Source organism: Emcibacter sp. (genome assembly GCF_963675455.1).
Taxonomy (GTDB): domain Bacteria; phylum Pseudomonadota; class Alphaproteobacteria; order Sphingomonadales; family Emcibacteraceae; genus Emcibacter.
Window position 1 is genome coordinate 2229294 of the sequence record NZ_OY776217.1, and the last position, 17883, is coordinate 2247176.

Consider the following 17883-nt stretch of genomic DNA (forward strand, 5'->3'; position numbering starts at 1 on the left):
CCATGTTGAAATCATTTGTGGGACTTTTTTTATTGATTTGTGTGCCGCTGAATTTTTCCTTTGCGCAGAAAGTACGCCAACCGGTATTCAGTCATGTTGAGGCCCCGCATAATTATTACTGGCGTGGCATTTACCTTCCCCATCTGACCAGCGGTCCTGCGACCGGCACTTTCTCCCCGGACGGGAATGAAGTGATATATAGCATGGCCGGGTCACTCTGGCGGCAAAAAGTTGGAGACTCCAATGCCTATGAGTTAACTTCAGGCAAGGGATATGATTATCAGCCGGACTGGTCGAAGGACGGCAAGTTCGTTGTATTTAGCCGTCGCCAAAAAGATGCAATGGAACTTTACAGCCTGGAAATTGAAAGTGGCAAAGTCAACAGGCTTACAGATTTTGGTGCTGTCACTGTCGAACCCAGAGTATCGCCCGATGGTTTGAAGCTGGCCTTTGTCTCAAGTTTCAAGAATGGAAATTTTAATCTCTATGTTGCGGATATAACGGAAAAAGGTCTCGCCAATATCCGGGCGATCGTGGAGGGACATGAGTCCAAAATAGATCGTTATTATTACGGCGAACTAGATCACGCCATAAATCCGAGCTGGTCACCGGACGGTTCACGGCTGATTTATGTAAGTAATCCTGAAGTGGCCTGGGGAACAGGAGACATCTGGTCTGTATCAGTCGAAAATCCTGATGACCGGACCCGGATTCTGTCGGAGGAAACAACCTGGGATGCCCGCCCTGAAATTGCGCCGGACGGCAACCGCGTACTTTACAGCAGCTACCGTGGCCGCCAATGGAATCAGTTGTGGCTGACGACTATTGATGGGGCGCCACCCCTTCCGCTGACTTTCGGCGAGTTTGATCGGAAGTATGCGCGGTGGTCGTGGGATGCGAGGAAAATAGTCTATACCAGCAATGAAACAGGTAACCTGTCGCTGCATGTGATGGAATCTGTGGGGGGTAAGGTTACTGACATAAAACCCCTCAAACGGCATTACAAACATGATATGGAAAGTATGGTCCTGAAAGTTGAAGATGAAGAGGGAAACCCCGTATCTGCCAGAGTTAGTATTCTCAGCAAGTCAGATGGGAGGCATTACGGCCCCCGTGATGCCCGAATGATGGCAGATGATTATTTTATGCCGGACCGTCAAGATCATGAAACCCATTATTTCTTTTGCGACAAGACATGCACGATTGAGGCGCCTTTGGGAAAGCTCCAGATTTCGACTTTCAAAGGGTTGGAACATATGCCAGATCATCGCACTGTTAGGCTGAAAAAGGGTGGGCGCGTTGAGAACATTACCCTTCAGTCGGTCCGGTTACCCTCTGAGTTTGGTAAGTTTCTGAGCGCGGATTTCCATCATCATATGAATTATGGCGGCCAGTACCGCATGAACTTTGACTCGATGGTTGCAGATGCCGAGGCCGAGGATCTTGATATTGTTTATAATTTGATAGTGAACAAGGAAGAGCGAGTTCCGAGTATTAATGAATTCACTTCGGAAGGCCGGACGGTGGGAAATGTGACCGTGTTTCAGGCTCAGGAAACCCATACTAGTTATTGGGGCCACCTAGGGGTATTACACCTTCAGGACCGGATATTGTTACCGGATTTTTCAAGTTATCGTCATACCGCTCTGGCTTCACCATATCCACATAATGGCATATTTTCTGATCTGGCGCATGAGCAGGGTGCCCTGGTAGGGTATGTTCACCCCTTTGAAATCGGGATCGATAATCTGGATAATTTTGAAAAATTAACCCACACTCTTCCGGTTGATGTTGCTCTTGGGAAAACAGACTATCTGGAAGTGGTTTCGTTTGCGGATCATTTTGCCACGGCAGGTGTCTGGTACAGATTGTTGAACCTGGGTTTCCGGCTGTCGGCAGGCGCCGGTACGGACACAATGGGCAATCTTGCCTCTTTAAGGGGACCAATCGGTCTAAACAGAGCCTATTTGGCAAGCGACAGTCGCGAACCCGAGGCACTTAAAGAAGCCATCAAGTCCGGAAAGGGCTTTGTAACTAATGGACCATTATTGGGGTTGAAAATAAATGGAGTGGCTCCCGGTGGATCGGTAAAACTCAAGTCGGGAGGTCAGTCGGTCCGGGTCAGGGCGTCAATGAGATCAATGGTTCCGGTGCAAAATGTGGAGCTGGTGCTTAATGGCAAGGTTATAAAAACACTTGCTGTGAAAAACGATGGTCACAGTGCCGATTTTGATGGCGAGATCGAGATTGAGGATGGTGGGTGGTTGCTGCTGCGGGCCAACAGCAAGGATGCACATTCTGATGTGCAGGATCTTTATCCTTACGGCACAACCAACCCTGTGTGGCTGGAAAGTCCTGACGGAGCTCCCTTTGCACCAGAGGATGCAAAATATTTCATGCATTGGATTGATCTGGTCATGAAAGATGCGTCTGCTCGTCAGGATTATAATTCTGAATGGGAGCGTACCGAAACGCTGGAATATCTTATACGAGCCCGAAAGGTTTTTGAGCAGATGAGCCTTGAACGTTAGAGCTTTCTTCCTCTTTATTTGATGTATCTTGTCTGGAATAGAATAAATTATGAATAAAAATGAAGGAAACGTGCTGCCGTTACCCCCATTGTGGGCGGCTCTGGTCCCCATATGTTTTCTGATCACACTTTTAGCCGCGGCGGTCTATTTCTTTGGATCGGATTCTTCGTCAGGTGCGACTCAAATCGCATTGTTGATGACGGCAAGTTTAGCAGCGGCAATCGCCGTGTATCTGGGGCACAGCTGGGTTGAAATTGAAACTGCAATCATTGACGGCATTACCGTGGCGCTTCGGGCGATTTTGATCCTTTTGGTGGTTGGAGCCCTGATTGGGACCTGGATTGCAGGGGGAATAGTGCCCACGCTTATTGTCTATGGCCTGGAGATTCTTGATCCAGCTTATTTTTACCTCGCAAGTTGTATCATTTGTGCGATTGTTTCGCTTAGCACAGGCAGTTCCTGGACTACGGCAGGAACAGTAGGAGTGGCTCTGATTGGCGTGGCACAGGCGTTTGACCTTTCCCCTGCCATCACGGCTGGTGCGATTATTTCGGGTGCTTATTTCGGTGACAAGATGTCGCCTCTGTCGGATTCGACAAATCTGACGGCCGCAGTCGCACGGGCCGACCTTTTTGATCATATTCGGAATATGGTATGGACCACGGCGCCGGGTATTTTGATTGCCTTGGTTCTTTATGCTGCCTTGGGTTTTGGGGCCGGATCTTCCGAAAATATGGATTTGTCGGCAACCACCGACGCCATCAATTCAATTTTTTATACCGGCTGGCCCATGTTGATCCCTTTGCTTGTGGTTTTGGGGCTTGCTGCACTGCGAATGCCTCCGATACCCACACTTCTTTTGGGAACGCTTCTTGGTGCTGTATATGCAATCGTGTTTCAGACCGATGCTCTGAGCCAATATGGCGTTTTTCTTGGTGGCGGCGATTATGTTGGCGTCAAGGCAATGTGGACGGCATTTTTTGCCGGCTTCAAAGTTGTTACCGGGAACGAGGCTGTGGATGAGCTGCTGAGCCGAGGCGGCATGAGCAGCATGCTCACAACGGTATGGCTGATACTGTCGGCAATGATCCTTGGCGCTGTACTTGAACACACAGGCATGATCGCTCGCCTGATTGGTGCCTCAATGGCCTCGATGAAAAGGGTGGGTTCTTTGATTGCGACAACGGTTTCCGTGTGTATTGGAACAAATATCATAGCCAGTGACCAATATATTGCGATTGTTGTTCCCGGGCGTATGTTGGCGCCTACATATGAGCGTCTGGGTCTTGCACCATCAGCCTTGTCTCGTACGCTTGAGGATTCAGCAACGCTGACCTCTCCGCTTGTGCCATGGAATACCTGTGGTGCCTTTATGGCGGCAACACTTGGTGTAGCAACGTTTGACTATCTGCCTTTCTGTTTTCTAGGTCTTCTCACACCACTGATCGCTATTCTGTATGGTTATCTCGGCATAAAGATTGTTCGAAGAGAAGAGAAAACTCAAGGCTAATCAGAAACAGATCAGAAACAGATCAGAAACTGGAAAACCGGATTTTCGGAAATCACATGATGTCCCGAACAGACGCCGGGGAGGGAAGAATTCAATGAATGATGAATTGATCTTTAAAGTGTCTCAGGATGCACTCGAGAGAACGAACTGTACAAATGAACAGTACCTGGAAAAATATGCCCTTTCCATAACGGATCAGGAAAGTTTCTGGGGTGAAGAAGGAAAACGCCTCGACTGGATCAAACCCTATTCCATTGTTAAAAGCACAAGCTTCGATAATGATGTGTCTATCAAATGGTTTGAGGATGGCACCCTCAATGCGTCGGTCAATTGCATAGACCGGCACCTGCCACAGCGTGAGAATGATGTCGCGCTGATATGGGAGGGAGATGAACCTGACGCGAGCAAACAGGTCACGTATGGTGAACTCTATGACCGGGTTTGCCGTTTTGCCAACCTGCTTAAGGTCCGGGGTGTCAAGAAAGGTGACAGGGTCACCATCTACATGCCAATGATTTTGGAAGCTGTATATGCCATGCTCGCCTGTGCGCGAATTGGCGCTGTGCATTCAGTTGTATTTGGCGGGTTCTCGCCCGAGGCGCTGGCGGGTCGTATAATTGATTGTGGTTCTGATGTGGTTATCACAGCAGATGAGGGGGTGCGCGGTGCGCGGAAAGTGCCATTAAAGGCCAATGTTGACAAGGCCTTGGAGCAGTGTCCGGATGTGAGTTCAGTTATCGTGGTTCGTCGTACCGGGGCAGAGGTGAACTGGGACGATACGCGTGATGTCTGGTATCATCTTGAAGCAGATAAAGTTGCGCCTGAATGTCCTCCAGAAGAGATGAATGCTGAAGATCCGCTTTTCATTCTTTATACATCGGGATCGACGGGCAAACCTAAAGGTGTCTTGCATACTACGGGCGGTTATATGGTCTGGGCATCCATGACCCATGAATATGTTTTTGATTACCGGAAAGAGGAAGTGTTCTGGTGTACAGCAGATATAGGCTGGATTACTGGCCATAGCTATATCGTTTACGGGCCTTTGGCAAATGGCGCTACGACACTTGTTTTCGAGGGCGTGCCTACTTACCCCGATGCCAGTCGTTTCTGGCAGGTTTGTGAGAAACATCGTGTAAATATCTTTTATACGGCCCCGACTGCCATTCGGGCCCTGATGCGCCTGGGAGATGAACCGGTAAAAAAATACGACCGGTCTTCAATCCGTCTTCTGGGGTCAGTAGGAGAGCCGATCAACCCGGAAGCATGGTTATGGTATTATCGGGTAGTTGGAGAAGAACGGTCACCCATTGTGGATACCTGGTGGCAGACGGAAACAGGCGGTGTGATGATTTCACCTTTGCCTGGGGCGACGGACCTTAAGCCTGGGTCTGCGTCACGTCCGATGTTTGGTGTGCAACCCGCCTTGGTGGATTCTGATGGGAATATTCTTGAGGGGGCTGCCGAGGGTAACCTGGTTATCAAAGACAGCTGGCCGGGTCAAATGCGGTCGATTTACAATGACCACGAACGGTTTATTCAGACATATTTCTCCACTTATCGGGGCCTCTACTTTACAGGAGACGGGTGTCGTCGTGATGAAGATGGTTATTACTGGATTACAGGCCGTGTAGATGATGTCATTAATGTCTCCGGTCATCGGATCGGGACAGCCGAAGTAGAATCCGCGCTTGTTGCTCACGAAGGGGTTTCCGAGGCGGCTGTAGTCGGTTTTCCGCATGAAATCAAGGGACAAGGCATCTATGCTTATGTTACACCTCCGGAGGGTCTTGAACCGAGCGAAGAACTTCGCATAGAATTGGTGCAGTGGGTACGGCGTGAGATCGGCCCTCTTGCAACACCCGATTTTATCCAGTTTGCGACGGGGCTCCCGAAAACCCGTTCTGGCAAGATCATGCGACGGATTTTGCGCAAGATTGCAGAAAATGATTTTGACAGTCTCGGTGATACTTCCACGCTCGCGGAACCCGCTGTGGTTAGCGATCTGATCAGGAACCGTATGGGCTCTTGAAAGCATGGAACCTGATGGTGACTTAATTGTTATTGATTATGTTGATATTTAATGATACAATTATAACTAATATTAATAATCAGGTTATCTATGAACGAGACTCCACCACCCAAATTTCATCTGGATTGGAATCTGCTGCGCACATTCGCTGTGATCGTACAATGCCAGGGAATTTCACGCGCAGCAGCGGCGTTGAACTTAACACAACCGGCTATAAGCAGCGCCTTGCGCCGGCTTGAAGAACAGGTGGGTCATCAGCTTATTCGGCGAGGCGGTACAGTATTTGACGTTACTGCGGAAGGTCGCTTGCTTTATCGAGAGAGCCAGGAAATATTGGTCCGCATAAGCCGCATCAATGAAGTTCTTTCGGATACAAGTGAGGAAATAAGGGGGGTAATCAAACTGGCGGTTGCCAGCCACGTCGTTTTTCCTTTTCTTGATCGGTTGCTTAAGGATTTTCATGACAAATATCCAAATGTTCGCTACCAGATCGAGGTAGACAAAAGTGCTCACATTGCGGAATCATTGTTAATGAATACGGTGACAGCGGGCATCTGTTTAGTATATCAGGAGCATGAGAAGCTGGAATACCAGCATTTTTTTACCGAATATTTTGGATTGTTTTGTGGCAAGGAACACCGTTATTTTGGACAAGATGATATTGCGGTAAAAGATATTTGCAAAGAGAATTTTGTCTCTTTTCAGACAGACCAGATGGATGATGCCCTGTGGCCTGTTGCTTTAATGCGTAATCAGAACAGGATGACAGGTAAAATAGTCGGAACCTCACCAAACCTGGAAGAAGTGCGGCGACTTATCACTGCCGGTATTGGGATCGGACCTTTACCTATCCATTCCGTTGAGGTGGATGTTGAACGGGGACTATTATGGCAGCTTCCGCCCTATAGCGATACACCATCTGTTGATGTATATGTATGCACCAATCCTAGTTGTCGCTATTCTCGAGCAGAAAGCTTGTTTCTGGATTTTCTGATTAATAGCATAGCGTTACTTACCGAAGAAAAGAAAAAACTTCCACAAAATCCCAAGCAAATAACGACTTAGAGTTATTCACCTTCTCCTTATGCAAACTGTCTGATGGGCCGCAATAATAAAAACGGGCTGCTCATAATCCTTGGGATGGGCTTTGATATAAATATTAATAATGTAGATTATTATATATATTAATTTGAATGATATTCGGGCGCATGTGATAATTTAAGCCAGAATCAGAACGCATGACATGCGTGATCCTTAGCTTTTGCTGTTGAATATTACCCAAACCAAAACAGCCGAGATGACAATCAGGGCGAGAAGGTTTTTATAAGATGTATTTGAAATCAGCATTTTATCATATTTCGAGGAATCTTTTTGTCGCTGGTGCAGGAGTGATTTTTTGCGGGATCTATTTTATCCTTCCATCGGTTTCAGCAGAAACCGAGATCGTTCCCATCAAGGGATATTCTACAGAAACCGGGAAGCTTCAACTGGAGCTTGAAAGGCGGTTTCATGATCTTCCCAATCCTGAAGAATTGCGCAAATCACATCGTTATTTTACAGCGGAACCTCACCCTACCGGATCGAAACGGACAATGGAAATCGTCAACCATATGGCAGAAATATGGAAGGCGAACGGATTGGATGAAGTTGTTATTCGTCGTTATGACGCCCTGATTTCAGAGCCGGTTCATGTCAAGGTGGAAATGGTTTCCCCATACAGGTATGTGCCCTCCCTCAGGGAGGAAGCTTATCAGGAAGACCCTGATACAGCTCATCCGGCAATTAGGGGCGCATGGGCTGCTTTCTCGGCATCCGGAAAAGTTACTGCACCTGTGATTTATGCAAACGGCGGCAATCCGGCTGACTATGATGAATTACGTAAAAATGGCATTGATCCGCGCGGGAAGATTGTCATTGTCCGTTACTCCAGTCCCTACAGTTATAGAGGATTTAAGGCCCTTACGGCGGAGCGGGAGGGTGCTGCTGCCATGATAGTCTATTCCGATCCTGCGGAGGACGGTTACAAAAAAGGCGAGGTTTTTCCAGAAGGGCCTTGGGGGCCGGATAGCCATATACAGCGGGGGAGTATTGCTTATGATTTTATTGTCCCGGGTGATCCGTTAACGCCGGGTTGGTCGTCAGTGCCAGGTGCCAAGAGAATTTCCATTGAAGAGGCAGCCTCGATTCCCAAAATAATCGCCGTTCCCATGTCACACAAGGATATTCAACCTATTATAGAAAAAATCGGTGGCCCGAAAGCGCCTGAATCCTGGCAAGGTGGATTACCCTTTGAATACCGTCTTGGCGGTTCCGAGGTTCTCCTTCACATTGACGTGGAGATGAAGGAACAAATAAAACCGCATTTTGTAGTAGAAGGGCGCATACACGGTAGTGAATATCCGGACGAATGGGTGGTGATGGGCAATCATCATGACGCTTGGGGATTTGGCGGTGTTGATGCAACTAGCGGAACGGCCGCAATGTTGGAGATGACACGCGCTTTTGGGCAGTTGAAAAAAGACGGGTGGCGACCAAAGAGAAGCCTTGTTTTCTGTTCCTGGGACGGAGAAGAATTTACTCTGACCGGCTCAACAGAATGGGGAGAACAGTTTGCTAAGGAACTTAAAAAGAAGGTTGTTACTTATATCAATGTGGACCCTGCCGTCTCTGGCCCAAATTTGAGAGTTGATGCGGTTGGGTCCCTTGCTCCAATGATTGTTGAACTGACCAAAAATATAACGGACCCTAATGGGGACAGTCTTTACACGGCATGGCGCCGATCAAAAGAAAATGCACAGGATACAGCTTGGCGCAGCGCAAAAAGCAGCCTGCCGGATGCAAAGAATGGGGGAATTTCCGACTCTGCCCTTGTCAATACCCGTATAGGAAGTGGATCTGATCACACGGTTTTTTTGAATTTTCTCGGACGACCGGTGGTGGATATGAGCCTGGATGGCGCCTACGGCGTTTATCATTCGATTTATGACAATCACTATTGGATGAATAAATTCGGTGATCCAGGCTTTGAATATCACAGATTGATGACCCAGCTTTGGGGAACTATTGCGCTTCGATTGGCCAATTCTGAGATTTTACCTTTTGATTTTGATGCCTATGCGGTTTCGATACAGAAATTCCTCACCGAAATCAAATCTATTGATTCCCTGCCTGAGCAACTTGATCTGGTAGTGTTGGCGGAAACACTGCAAGAGATGCAAAAGGCAGCCCAAAAGCTCAATCGTCAAGTTCTTCATACCCTCGATCAGAGGCAATTGGACACTTCGCTTATTTCCTCAGTGAACGAAAAGTTGATGCAGGTTGAACTCAATTGGCTGAATCCAGATGGGATACCGGGTCGCCCATGGTTCAAACATACTCTTTATGCACCCCGTTATACCTATGCTGCCATGGTCCTGCCCGGGATTACAGAAGCGGCAGAGCAGGGAGACTGGGAAACGGCGCGCACGCAGGCAGATATGGTTGCGCAAATGATCGCAAAGAATACCCAACTTCTTCAGACAATAACCATTGAGCTTGAAAAGGGCGTAGAGCTAAATTCTGGAAATAAGGCAACTTCTATTCCTCATGGAGAGAAATAAGAAAATAGGGAGCTTTAAGATGAAGGATTGGGTGGCGTTCAGGGCGCGTCGGCTTGTGGCGATTGCAGGGGTGATGGGCCAGGTAATGATTATACCGGCTGTGCAGGCCAGTGCATCGGAAGCTGCCGCTGATATGACGGTGGATTGCGAGAAAATTTACCAGCGTCCGGGCCATGGCCAAACCTTTTATGAAGAAAACCCCACTTACAAGGATACCCGGGACGACAATGCGGCATGGGTATTTTCCACTCCGTCGGAGCATGGCCTGAAGGCTGACGTCCTGAGTGAGGCTGCGGAAGAACTCGGGAAAACGAAACGTGCTCTGAGTGCTCTGGTGATTAAGGACGGCACCATTGTCCTGGAAGAATACTTCAATGGCAGTAGCCGCCATGACAGCAACAACATTCATTCCGCGTCCAAGAGTATCATGTCGGTTTTGATGGGCATAGCCATAGACAAGGGATATGTAAAAAGTGTTGACCAGAAACTTTCCGAGCTTCTGCCGGGCTATTATTCCCCGTCGGATTCCAGGTGGAAAAAGAAACTGACAGTGCGTCACCTGTTGACCATGTCCTCGGGCATGAAATGGACTGAAGATGATACAGAATGGGAAATACAAACGAAAACGAACTGGGTGAAAGCCATCTCCGATCAGCCAATGGTTCGTCCACCGGGGAAGGAGTATTCTTATAATACGGGCCTGACCCATCTGATGTCGGCGATTATTTCCGAAACCACTGGTCAGAGCACCTGTGAGTTTGCCCATGAGAATCTGTTTTATCCTCTTGGTATCACGGCGGAACACTGGGGCCGGGACCCGCAGGAATATTACTCCGGTGGATACAACCTGTATATGACGCCGCGGGAAATGGCGAAGTTCGGTCTTCTGGTGTTGCAGGGCGGTCGTATTCCTTCCGGACAGCTTGTGCCTGGCCACTGGGTCAGGGAGTCCATGCAGACCTATTATCGTCCATATGATGACTATGGATATGGATACAACTGGTGGATCATGAAGGTTGGCGACCAAGTCATACCCTTTGCCTGGGGCTGGGGCGGGCAGATGATATATATTATCCCCAAAATGCGTTCTGTGGTGGTAATTACGCGAGACACCAGTGATGCGGCCCTGGTGGGCAGGGAACCGGCGACACATGATTTCATTAGAAAATATGTCAGTGCCGGTCAGTAAGAAAATGAAAGACAAGGATAAATTTATGAAAGTAATCCCGCATCTTTTTTGTATTTTGGCTTTAACCTTTGTTCTCAGTTCCTGTGGTTCGGAGCAAAAAGCGGATCTCGTACTCAGGAACGGTACGATTTATACGCTGGACGAAAATAACCCTCAGGCAGGTATGGTTGCCGTCAGGGGGGACAGGATCGTGTTTGTGGGAAGTGATGAAGAAGCCGTGTCTTGGGTCGGTGAGCAAACGGAGGTGATCGACCTGCAGGGTAAAACTATGACCCCGGGATTTATCGAAGGGCACGGCCATTTTATAGAAATGGGACAGGCAAAGACGAAATTGGACCTGAGTGGGGCCAGAAATTACACTGAAGTGGTGACCTTGGTTGCTGAAGCCGTCGATAAAACAGACCCGGGAGAATGGATCATCGGGTATGGCTGGCATCAGAGTAACTGGAACAAAAAACCTGTACCAGAAGTGCAGGGATTTCAAACTCACGAAGCTTTGAGTGCTGTGTCTTCTCAGAATCCGGTCTTCCTGCTGCATACGACAGGACATGCTGCGATGGTCAATCTCAAAGCCATGGAACTGGCGGGAATCTCTCGAGATACAATTTATGAAGCCGATGGTGAGGTGATCAAAGATGAGCACGGAAATCCGACCGGTATTCTGGTCGAGAACGCCATGGTGCTTGTCAGTAGTATATTACCGGAAGCAAATGAAGAATCCCTGGGTAGAGCAGTTGATGCCGCAATGGATGAAAGCCTTAGAAACGGGATTACCACCTTTCAATATGCTGGCGCCAACAGAGAGAATACTGGAATCCTGTTAAAATATCTTAATGAGGGGAAACTCAAAGTACGTTTGTGGTTGATGCTTGAAAGTTTGACAAGTGAGGATGCGTTTTTACAGGAGTGGTACGAGCGGGGCCCGGCGATAGGCCTGAACGATAATTTCCTGACCGTGCGCAGTATAAAAATATATGCTGACGGTGCAATTGGGTCACGTGGCGCATGGTTGATTGAGGAATATGCCGATCGACCCGGACATTTCGGTCACGAGACCGTTCCGATGGAAGAAGTGTACCAGATTTCTACTGATGCTTTGAAGTATGGTTTCCAGGTTGCCACTCATGCCATAGGTGATCGGACCAATCGGGAAGTGCTGAATATTTATGAAAGAGTATTTCAGGAGAACCCTGAAAAAGCAAGAGATGCACGCTTTCGTATCGAACATGCCCAGCATCTGGATGAAAAAGATATACCGCGCTTTGGCGAGTTGGGTGTTATCGCATCCATGCAGGGAAACTTTACGCCCTATGTGCGCCCCTGGGCGGTCGACAGGCTTGGTTTGGACCGTATAAGGGAAGGCACCTATGTTGCCCGCAAGCTTCTGAGCACAGGCGCTGTGATTGTGAATGGAAGCGATGTGCCTGTGGTGGGGATCAATCCCATTATCTCATTTTATGGTTCAGTCACCCGTCAGACCCTGGACGGTGATCCTCCCGGTGGTTTTGAACCGGAGCAAAAGATGACGCGGCTTGAAACGCTGCGTTCATATACCCTGGATGCGGCTTTCGGAGGTTTCGAAGAGGATATAAAAGGTTCGATTGAAGTGGGAAAACTGGCAGATTTCACCGTGTTTTCACAGGATCTGCTTCAAGTGCCGGATAGTGAAATTTTGAATACTGTTGTCGAATATACGATTGTTGGCGGCAAGGTGCTTTTCCAAAGAGAAAAATGATATTGGGTATTTTTGGAAACAGGTGCTTGTGGGTAAGGAAATATTGAGTGCCGTCCTGTAACGGGAGTCGTAGGCTTTGAAAAAGCCTGATTATCTCCCCCTTACCCCCTCAATATAAATATTATTAATAATGAGGATAACAATAATTAAATTGACTAATGTTAGTGAGATTCTACATACTTTACGCGATAGATTTTCCTCATGGAAACAAATAAGGAAATAGGGAGCTTTATGATGAAGAATTGGATGTCATGCAATCTGTGTCCGGCAATCGCAATTTCGGCGCTTATTGGTCATTTGGTGTTTGTTGCTGCGGGATCTGCAGGGGCATCTGAAGCCAGCGGGGATCTGACGGTGGATTGTGAGAAAATTTACCAGCGCCCGCTCCATGGAAAGACATTCTACGAAGAAAACCCCACCTATAAGGATCCCCGGGATGATACAGGCGACTGGGTATTTTCCACCCCGGTTGAACATGGTCTGGACCCGGTGGCCCTGCGCGAGGCTGCCGAAGAGCTCGGGAAAACAAAACGTGCCCTGAGTGCTCTGGTGATCAAGGACGGGGCTATTGTATTGGAAGAATATTTCAATGGCAGCAGCCGGAATGACGCAAACAATATTCATTCAGCTTCGAAGAGTATGATGTCAATGTTGATTGGTATAGCTATCGACAAGGGATATGTGAAGGGGGTTGATCAGAAGCTGTCTGAGATTTTACCGGAATATTTCTCGCCGGAAGATTCAAAATGGAAAAAGAAGCTGACGGTGCGCCATTTGCTGACCATGTCTTCCGGCATGAAATGGAGAGACGACCCTCTTGCCGGCACGGAATATGATATCGAGAAAACGGATCACTGGGTCCGGGAAATTCTCAGTCTGCCGATGGTCCGTGCACCGGGTAAGGAGTATTTTTATAATACGGGCCTGACCCATCTGATGTCAGCGATCATCTCCGAAACAACGGGTCAGAGCACTTGCGAATTTGCCCATGAAAACCTGTTTTATCCGCTTGGCATCACAGTCGAACACTGGGGGCGCGATCCGCAGGGGTATTATTCCGGCGGGTACAATGTTTATATGACGCCGCGGGAAATGGCGAAGTTCGGTCTTTTAGCGCTGCAGGGCGGGCGCATCCCGGGCGGGCAGCTTGTGTCCGGCAGCTGGATCAGGGAGTCTGTGAAAACCCATTACCGTCCTTATGATGATTACGGGTATGGTTACAACTGGTGGATCATGCGGGCCGGTGGTCATGTAATTCCCTTTGCCTGGGGCTGGGGCGGCCAGATGATTTATATCATCCCTAAAATGCGGTCAGTCGTGGTGATTACAAGGGGTACCAGCGAAGCGGCTTGGGTGGGCAAAGAACCAGCCACTCACGACTTCATCAGAAAATATGTTAGCGCCGGTAAGTAACGGGAAATTTCATAGGGAAAGAATGATGAAGAATTTAGCAGCATCTATTAACGACCTGACGGGGGGCGCCATTATGCGCCGTGCTCATCCGATGAAAAGGATGGTGCGGGATCTACTTCGATTTGGTTGCCTAGGGATCGCAGTGGCAGGATTTTGCCAGCCTTCTTTTGGGGAGGATTCCCGGTTAACTGGTGGAAACTGTCGGGAAGCGGATATGATCCTGCAGAATGCAACCATTTATACCGGCAACGATGTCCAGGATATTGTCGCGTCGGTAGCGGTGAAGGGTGATCGTATTGTCGCTGTGGGTAATGTGGTGGACTATGATTGCGACAAGGTTCAAAAACTGGACCTGCAAGGGGCTTTTGTCTATCCGGGATTCACGGATGCTCACGTCCATCTGAGGGAAACCGGTTACCGGGAAATCACCCTGGATTTGCGTGATGCCGAGAGTCTGGAACATGCCATGGAGCTGGTTCGGCAGAAAGCAAAAGACGGCAAACCCGGGCAGTGGTTTGTAGGTGTTGGGTGGATAGAGAAATACTGGCCGGAAAAAAGGTTTCCCACGCGGTACGATATCGACCAAGTTGTTGATGACAGGCCGGTGGTTTTACATCGTTCAGATGGTCATACCATTCTCGTGAATAGCCTTGCACTCAAGCTTGCCGGCATTGACCGTAATACGGCTGATCCTGATGGTGGAATAATACAGCGGGATAGTAGTGGTGAACCAACCGGACTGTTGATCGATAATGCCATGGTTCTGGTGACAGATTTGATGCCTCCTAAAACCCGGGAAGAAGACAAAGAAGCCTTGAGGATGGCTTTGGAACGGAACGCGCGCCTTGGCTGGACTCAGACCCAGAATGCCAGCGGAAATGAGTTGGACATTGAACTCCTGAAGGAACTGAGGGAAGAGGGTAAATTGGCCCATCGGGTTTATTATGCGCTGGATGACGGGGAGAGCATTCAGGCAGTGCTGGCCCGTGGCCCGGAAGTTGATCCCGAAAATAAAATCACCGTTCGGTCTATTAAATTGTTTATGGATGGAGCTCTTGGGTCACGTGGCGCGGCTCTGGAAGAAGAATATCAGGATGATCACTCAAAGGGATTGATGTTGTTGTCAAAGGAAGAGACTCTTCCAATCCTGCTAAAGGCTCTGAAAAACGGCATTCAAGTAGAAGTGCATGCCATCGGAGACAAGGCTAATCGTATTGTCCTGGATTGGTTTGAAGAGGCGTTCGCGCAAGTCAAAGTTTCTGATCGTCTTGTTCAGAGTCCCAGATGGCGTATCGAACATGTTCAGGTCATTGCCCCAGAGCAACAGAAAAGATTGAAAAAACTGCGCGTGATCCCTTCCATGCAGCCTTCCCACGCTATAGGTGACATGTATTTCGCCCCAACCCGGCTGGGATCTGGGAGAGTGAAAAATGCTTATGTATGGCAGGGACTTATCGACCTTGGTCTGATTATTGCCGGTGGCAGTGATGCTCCGGTGGAAGTCGGAGATCCATTGATCGAGTTTTATGCGGCCGTAGTGCGCAAGGATCTGGGCGGATATTCCAACAAAGACTGGCATATTGAACAGGCCGTGAGCCGGGATGTTGCCCTGAAAATGTTTACGATCTGGCCTGCATATGCGGCTTTCCAGGAAAGTGATCGGGGAACCATTGAGGTGGGCAAACAGGCTGATTTCACTGTTTTCGACAAGGACATCATGACCATTTCCGAAAAGGAAATACTGTCTGCAAATGTTGTTATGACAGTGGTTGGTGGCAGAATTGTATATCAGAAAAAATAATATCGTTTAATAGGTGTAAAGAAATGAGTGCTGCTGATAAAAGAGACGCATTATTCTATCAGGCTGGCGGGCATTTACCGATTTCCAGCCATGCGGATGGTGTTTTTATTTGGGATACGGAAGGCAAAAGATATCTTGACGCCTGTGCCGGTGCAATAACCTGTAATCTGGGACATAACCATCCGGCAATCAAAGAAGCAATGAAATCTCAGCTTGATAAAATTGCTTTCAGCTACCGTACACAGTTCGAAAATGAACCTGCAATTGATCTTGCTGCCGAACTAGTAGAATTGACTGGTAGAAAGCTGGAAAAGGTTTTTTTTGTCGGTAGTGGTTCCGAGGCCGTTGAATCCTGTATGAAACTGGCCCGGCAATATTTTGTCGCTAAGGGGGAACCGCAGCGGACTAGGTTCGTCTCTTTGCGCCCCTCCTATCACGGAAGTACACTTGGCGCACTGGGATTGACCGGTTATTATCCATTGGAATGCCATTATTCTGATATCGTGATGGGATCACTCAAGGCCCCAAGTCCCGACTTTTATCGCATGGAAGAAGATAACGAAGACCTCCATGTGGACAAGGTTATTGCAGAGACCAGAGCTCTGATTGAACAGGTCGGGGGTGAGCATATTGTTGCCATTGCCATTGAACCGGTTGGCGGCGCCAGTACGGGTGCGCGTATGCTGAACCAGCGTTACTTTGATGCAATACGTAAACTTTGTGATGAGTATGGATGTCTATTCATTCTCGATGAGGTCTTGACTGGTGTCGGCCGTACCGGGGAATGGTTTGCTTATCAACACTGGAATGCTACGCCCGATATCATGGCATTGGCCAAGGGCATGGGTGCAGGTTATTATCCGGTGGCAGCGGCAATAGCAACCCGAAAAATTGTGGATGTCGTAGTAAAAAGTGGCGGGTTCATGCATGGTCATACTTATGCAGGAAATCCTCTGGCTGGTGCCACTGGTCTTGCAGTCATACAAACTATCAAAAGGGACAATATCCTTGAGAATGTTCAGGCGAGGGGGCTGGAACTCCGCAAAGGCCTTGAAGACCTTCAACGAAAATACTCCGTGATAGGTCATGTCCGAGGAATTGGTCTTTTGCAGGCTGTGGAAATTGTGGAGGACCCTGAAACAAAAACGCCTTTTTCTGCGTCACAAAATGTCTTTTCCAAAATTACCGAAATTGCGCGTGAAAAACACGGTCTGCTTATTTATCCAAGAAGGAGTCTGAACGGCCTGGCTGGCGATCATTTTTTGGTTTCGCCTCCGCTTACCATCACTGCAGATGAGATCGGGATTGTTCTGGAACTTCTGGATAAGACATTGGACGATTTCCAGCGGTCTGTAGCCTGACTTGCATCGATAACGGAAACAATAAATGAACAAACAAAAAAATATCGAGGAGGCAATAGCCTCCATTCCATCCGGTGCAACAATCATGATTGGTGGTTTCGGGAGTCCCGGCACGCCTTTTTGCCTGATTGAGGAAATGTTGCATCAAGGGCAGAAAAATCTCATTTTGATCAAGAATGATGCCAATGAAACGACGCTGGGGATCAGCAAGCTCATAGAAGCCGGACAAGTGGATAAACTGATTACTTCCCATATTGGTTTGAACAAATTCGTTGTTGATAAAATGAATCAAGGTGAACTGGAGGTTGTTTTTTTTCCGCAAGGTATTCTGGCGGAAAAAATAAGGACTGCAGGGGCGGGAAGTTATGGGTTTCTGTCGGATATCGGCATCGATACGGAAATTACAGATCCTTCCGAACTGATTTCATGGGAGGGTAAGATGTTGAAAATTGAGAGCGCTCTCCAAGCGGATTTTGCCCTGATACATGCTTCTCGGGCAGACAGTTTCGGCAACCTGATTTATCATGCGGGGGGAATGAATTTCAGTCCATTGATGGCCATGGCAGCCGAGCATGTCATAGCGGAAACGCCGAAACTTCTTCAGCCCGGAGAATTGCCGCCTGAGCAAATTCATACACCATCAGCCTTTATTTCAGCAGTTGTAGAACTCCCTGAACTGACTGAAGACTATAAAATCAGGGAGGGGCGATAA

General features: G+C 48.3%; 11 protein-coding genes. All 11 read left to right on the forward strand.

Going from position 1 to position 17883, the window contains the following annotated elements:
- The first annotated feature begins 2 nt into the window (after positions 1 to 2).
- Positions 3 to 2531, forward strand: coding sequence for a CehA/McbA family metallohydrolase (locus tag ACORNT_RS10350; RefSeq protein ID WP_321390113.1), 2529 nt, complete (start codon positions 3 to 5; stop codon positions 2529 to 2531).
- Between the two features lie 49 nt (positions 2532 to 2580).
- The gene (gene nhaC / locus ACORNT_RS10355) at positions 2581 to 4041 is read left to right on the forward strand and encodes a Na+/H+ antiporter NhaC (RefSeq protein ID WP_321390116.1); all 1461 of its coding nucleotides are present in this window, start codon (positions 2581 to 2583) and stop codon (positions 4039 to 4041) included.
- A gap of 94 nt (positions 4042 to 4135) precedes the next feature.
- Positions 4136 to 6073 (forward strand): acetate--CoA ligase, encoded by a 1938-nt coding sequence (gene acs, locus ACORNT_RS10360; protein ID WP_321390118.1) that lies wholly within the window; start codon positions 4136 to 4138, stop codon positions 6071 to 6073.
- A gap of 90 nt (positions 6074 to 6163) precedes the next feature.
- A complete protein-coding gene (locus tag ACORNT_RS10365) occupies positions 6164 to 7138 on the forward strand; it encodes a LysR family transcriptional regulator (protein ID WP_321390121.1) in 975 nt (324 codons plus the stop codon).
- Positions 7139 to 7401: 263 nt separating this feature from the next.
- Positions 7402 to 9672, forward strand: a complete 2271-nt coding sequence (locus ACORNT_RS10370; RefSeq protein ID WP_321390124.1) for a M28 family metallopeptidase — start codon at positions 7402 to 7404, stop codon at positions 9670 to 9672.
- A 19-nt stretch (positions 9673 to 9691) separates the two neighbouring features.
- Positions 9692 to 10861 (forward strand): serine hydrolase, encoded by a 1170-nt coding sequence (locus ACORNT_RS10375; RefSeq protein WP_321390127.1) that lies wholly within the window; start codon positions 9692 to 9694, stop codon positions 10859 to 10861.
- Entirely contained in the window at positions 10824 to 12596 is a 1773-nt protein-coding gene (locus ACORNT_RS10380) for an amidohydrolase (RefSeq protein ID WP_321390130.1), read from the forward strand. Before ACORNT_RS10375 ends, ACORNT_RS10380 begins: the two co-directional genes overlap by 38 nt.
- A gap of 231 nt (positions 12597 to 12827) precedes the next feature.
- The gene (locus ACORNT_RS10385) at positions 12828 to 14009 is read left to right on the forward strand and encodes a serine hydrolase (RefSeq protein ID WP_321390133.1); all 1182 of its coding nucleotides are present in this window, start codon (positions 12828 to 12830) and stop codon (positions 14007 to 14009) included.
- A 214-nt stretch (positions 14010 to 14223) separates the two neighbouring features.
- Positions 14224 to 15810 carry an amidohydrolase gene (locus tag ACORNT_RS10390; RefSeq protein ID WP_321390136.1) on the forward strand — a complete coding sequence of 529 codons (1587 nt, stop codon included), beginning with the start codon at positions 14224 to 14226 and terminating at the stop codon, positions 15808 to 15810.
- 23 nt (positions 15811 to 15833) lie between these two features.
- Entirely contained in the window at positions 15834 to 17171 is a 1338-nt protein-coding gene (locus ACORNT_RS10395; RefSeq protein ID WP_321390139.1) for an aspartate aminotransferase family protein, read from the forward strand.
- Positions 17172 to 17196: 25 nt separating this feature from the next.
- A complete protein-coding gene (locus ACORNT_RS10400; RefSeq protein WP_321390142.1) occupies positions 17197 to 17883 on the forward strand; it encodes a 3-oxoacid CoA-transferase subunit A in 687 nt (228 codons plus the stop codon).

Coding starts and splice junctions, on each gene's coding strand:
- ACORNT_RS10370 (WP_321390124.1), top strand. CDS start 7,402: ATGTATTTGAAATCAGCATTTTATCATATTTCGAGGAATCTTTTTGTC.
- acs (WP_321390118.1), top strand. CDS start 4,136: ATGAATGATGAATTGATCTTTAAAGTGTCTCAGGATGCACTCGAGAGA.
- ACORNT_RS10350 (WP_321390113.1), top strand. CDS start 3: ATGTTGAAATCATTTGTGGGACTTTTTTTATTGATTTGTGTGCCGCTG.
- nhaC (WP_321390116.1), top strand. CDS start 2,581: ATGAATAAAAATGAAGGAAACGTGCTGCCGTTACCCCCATTGTGGGCG.
- ACORNT_RS10380 (WP_321390130.1), top strand. CDS start 10,824: ATGATTTCATTAGAAAATATGTCAGTGCCGGTCAGTAAGAAAATGAAA.
- ACORNT_RS10395 (WP_321390139.1), top strand. CDS start 15,834: ATGAGTGCTGCTGATAAAAGAGACGCATTATTCTATCAGGCTGGCGGG.
- ACORNT_RS10385 (WP_321390133.1), top strand. CDS start 12,828: ATGATGAAGAATTGGATGTCATGCAATCTGTGTCCGGCAATCGCAATT.
- ACORNT_RS10390 (WP_321390136.1), top strand. CDS start 14,224: ATGATCCTGCAGAATGCAACCATTTATACCGGCAACGATGTCCAGGAT.
- ACORNT_RS10375 (WP_321390127.1), top strand. CDS start 9,692: ATGAAGGATTGGGTGGCGTTCAGGGCGCGTCGGCTTGTGGCGATTGCA.
- ACORNT_RS10400 (WP_321390142.1), top strand. CDS start 17,197: ATGAACAAACAAAAAAATATCGAGGAGGCAATAGCCTCCATTCCATCC.
- ACORNT_RS10365 (WP_321390121.1), top strand. CDS start 6,164: ATGAACGAGACTCCACCACCCAAATTTCATCTGGATTGGAATCTGCTG.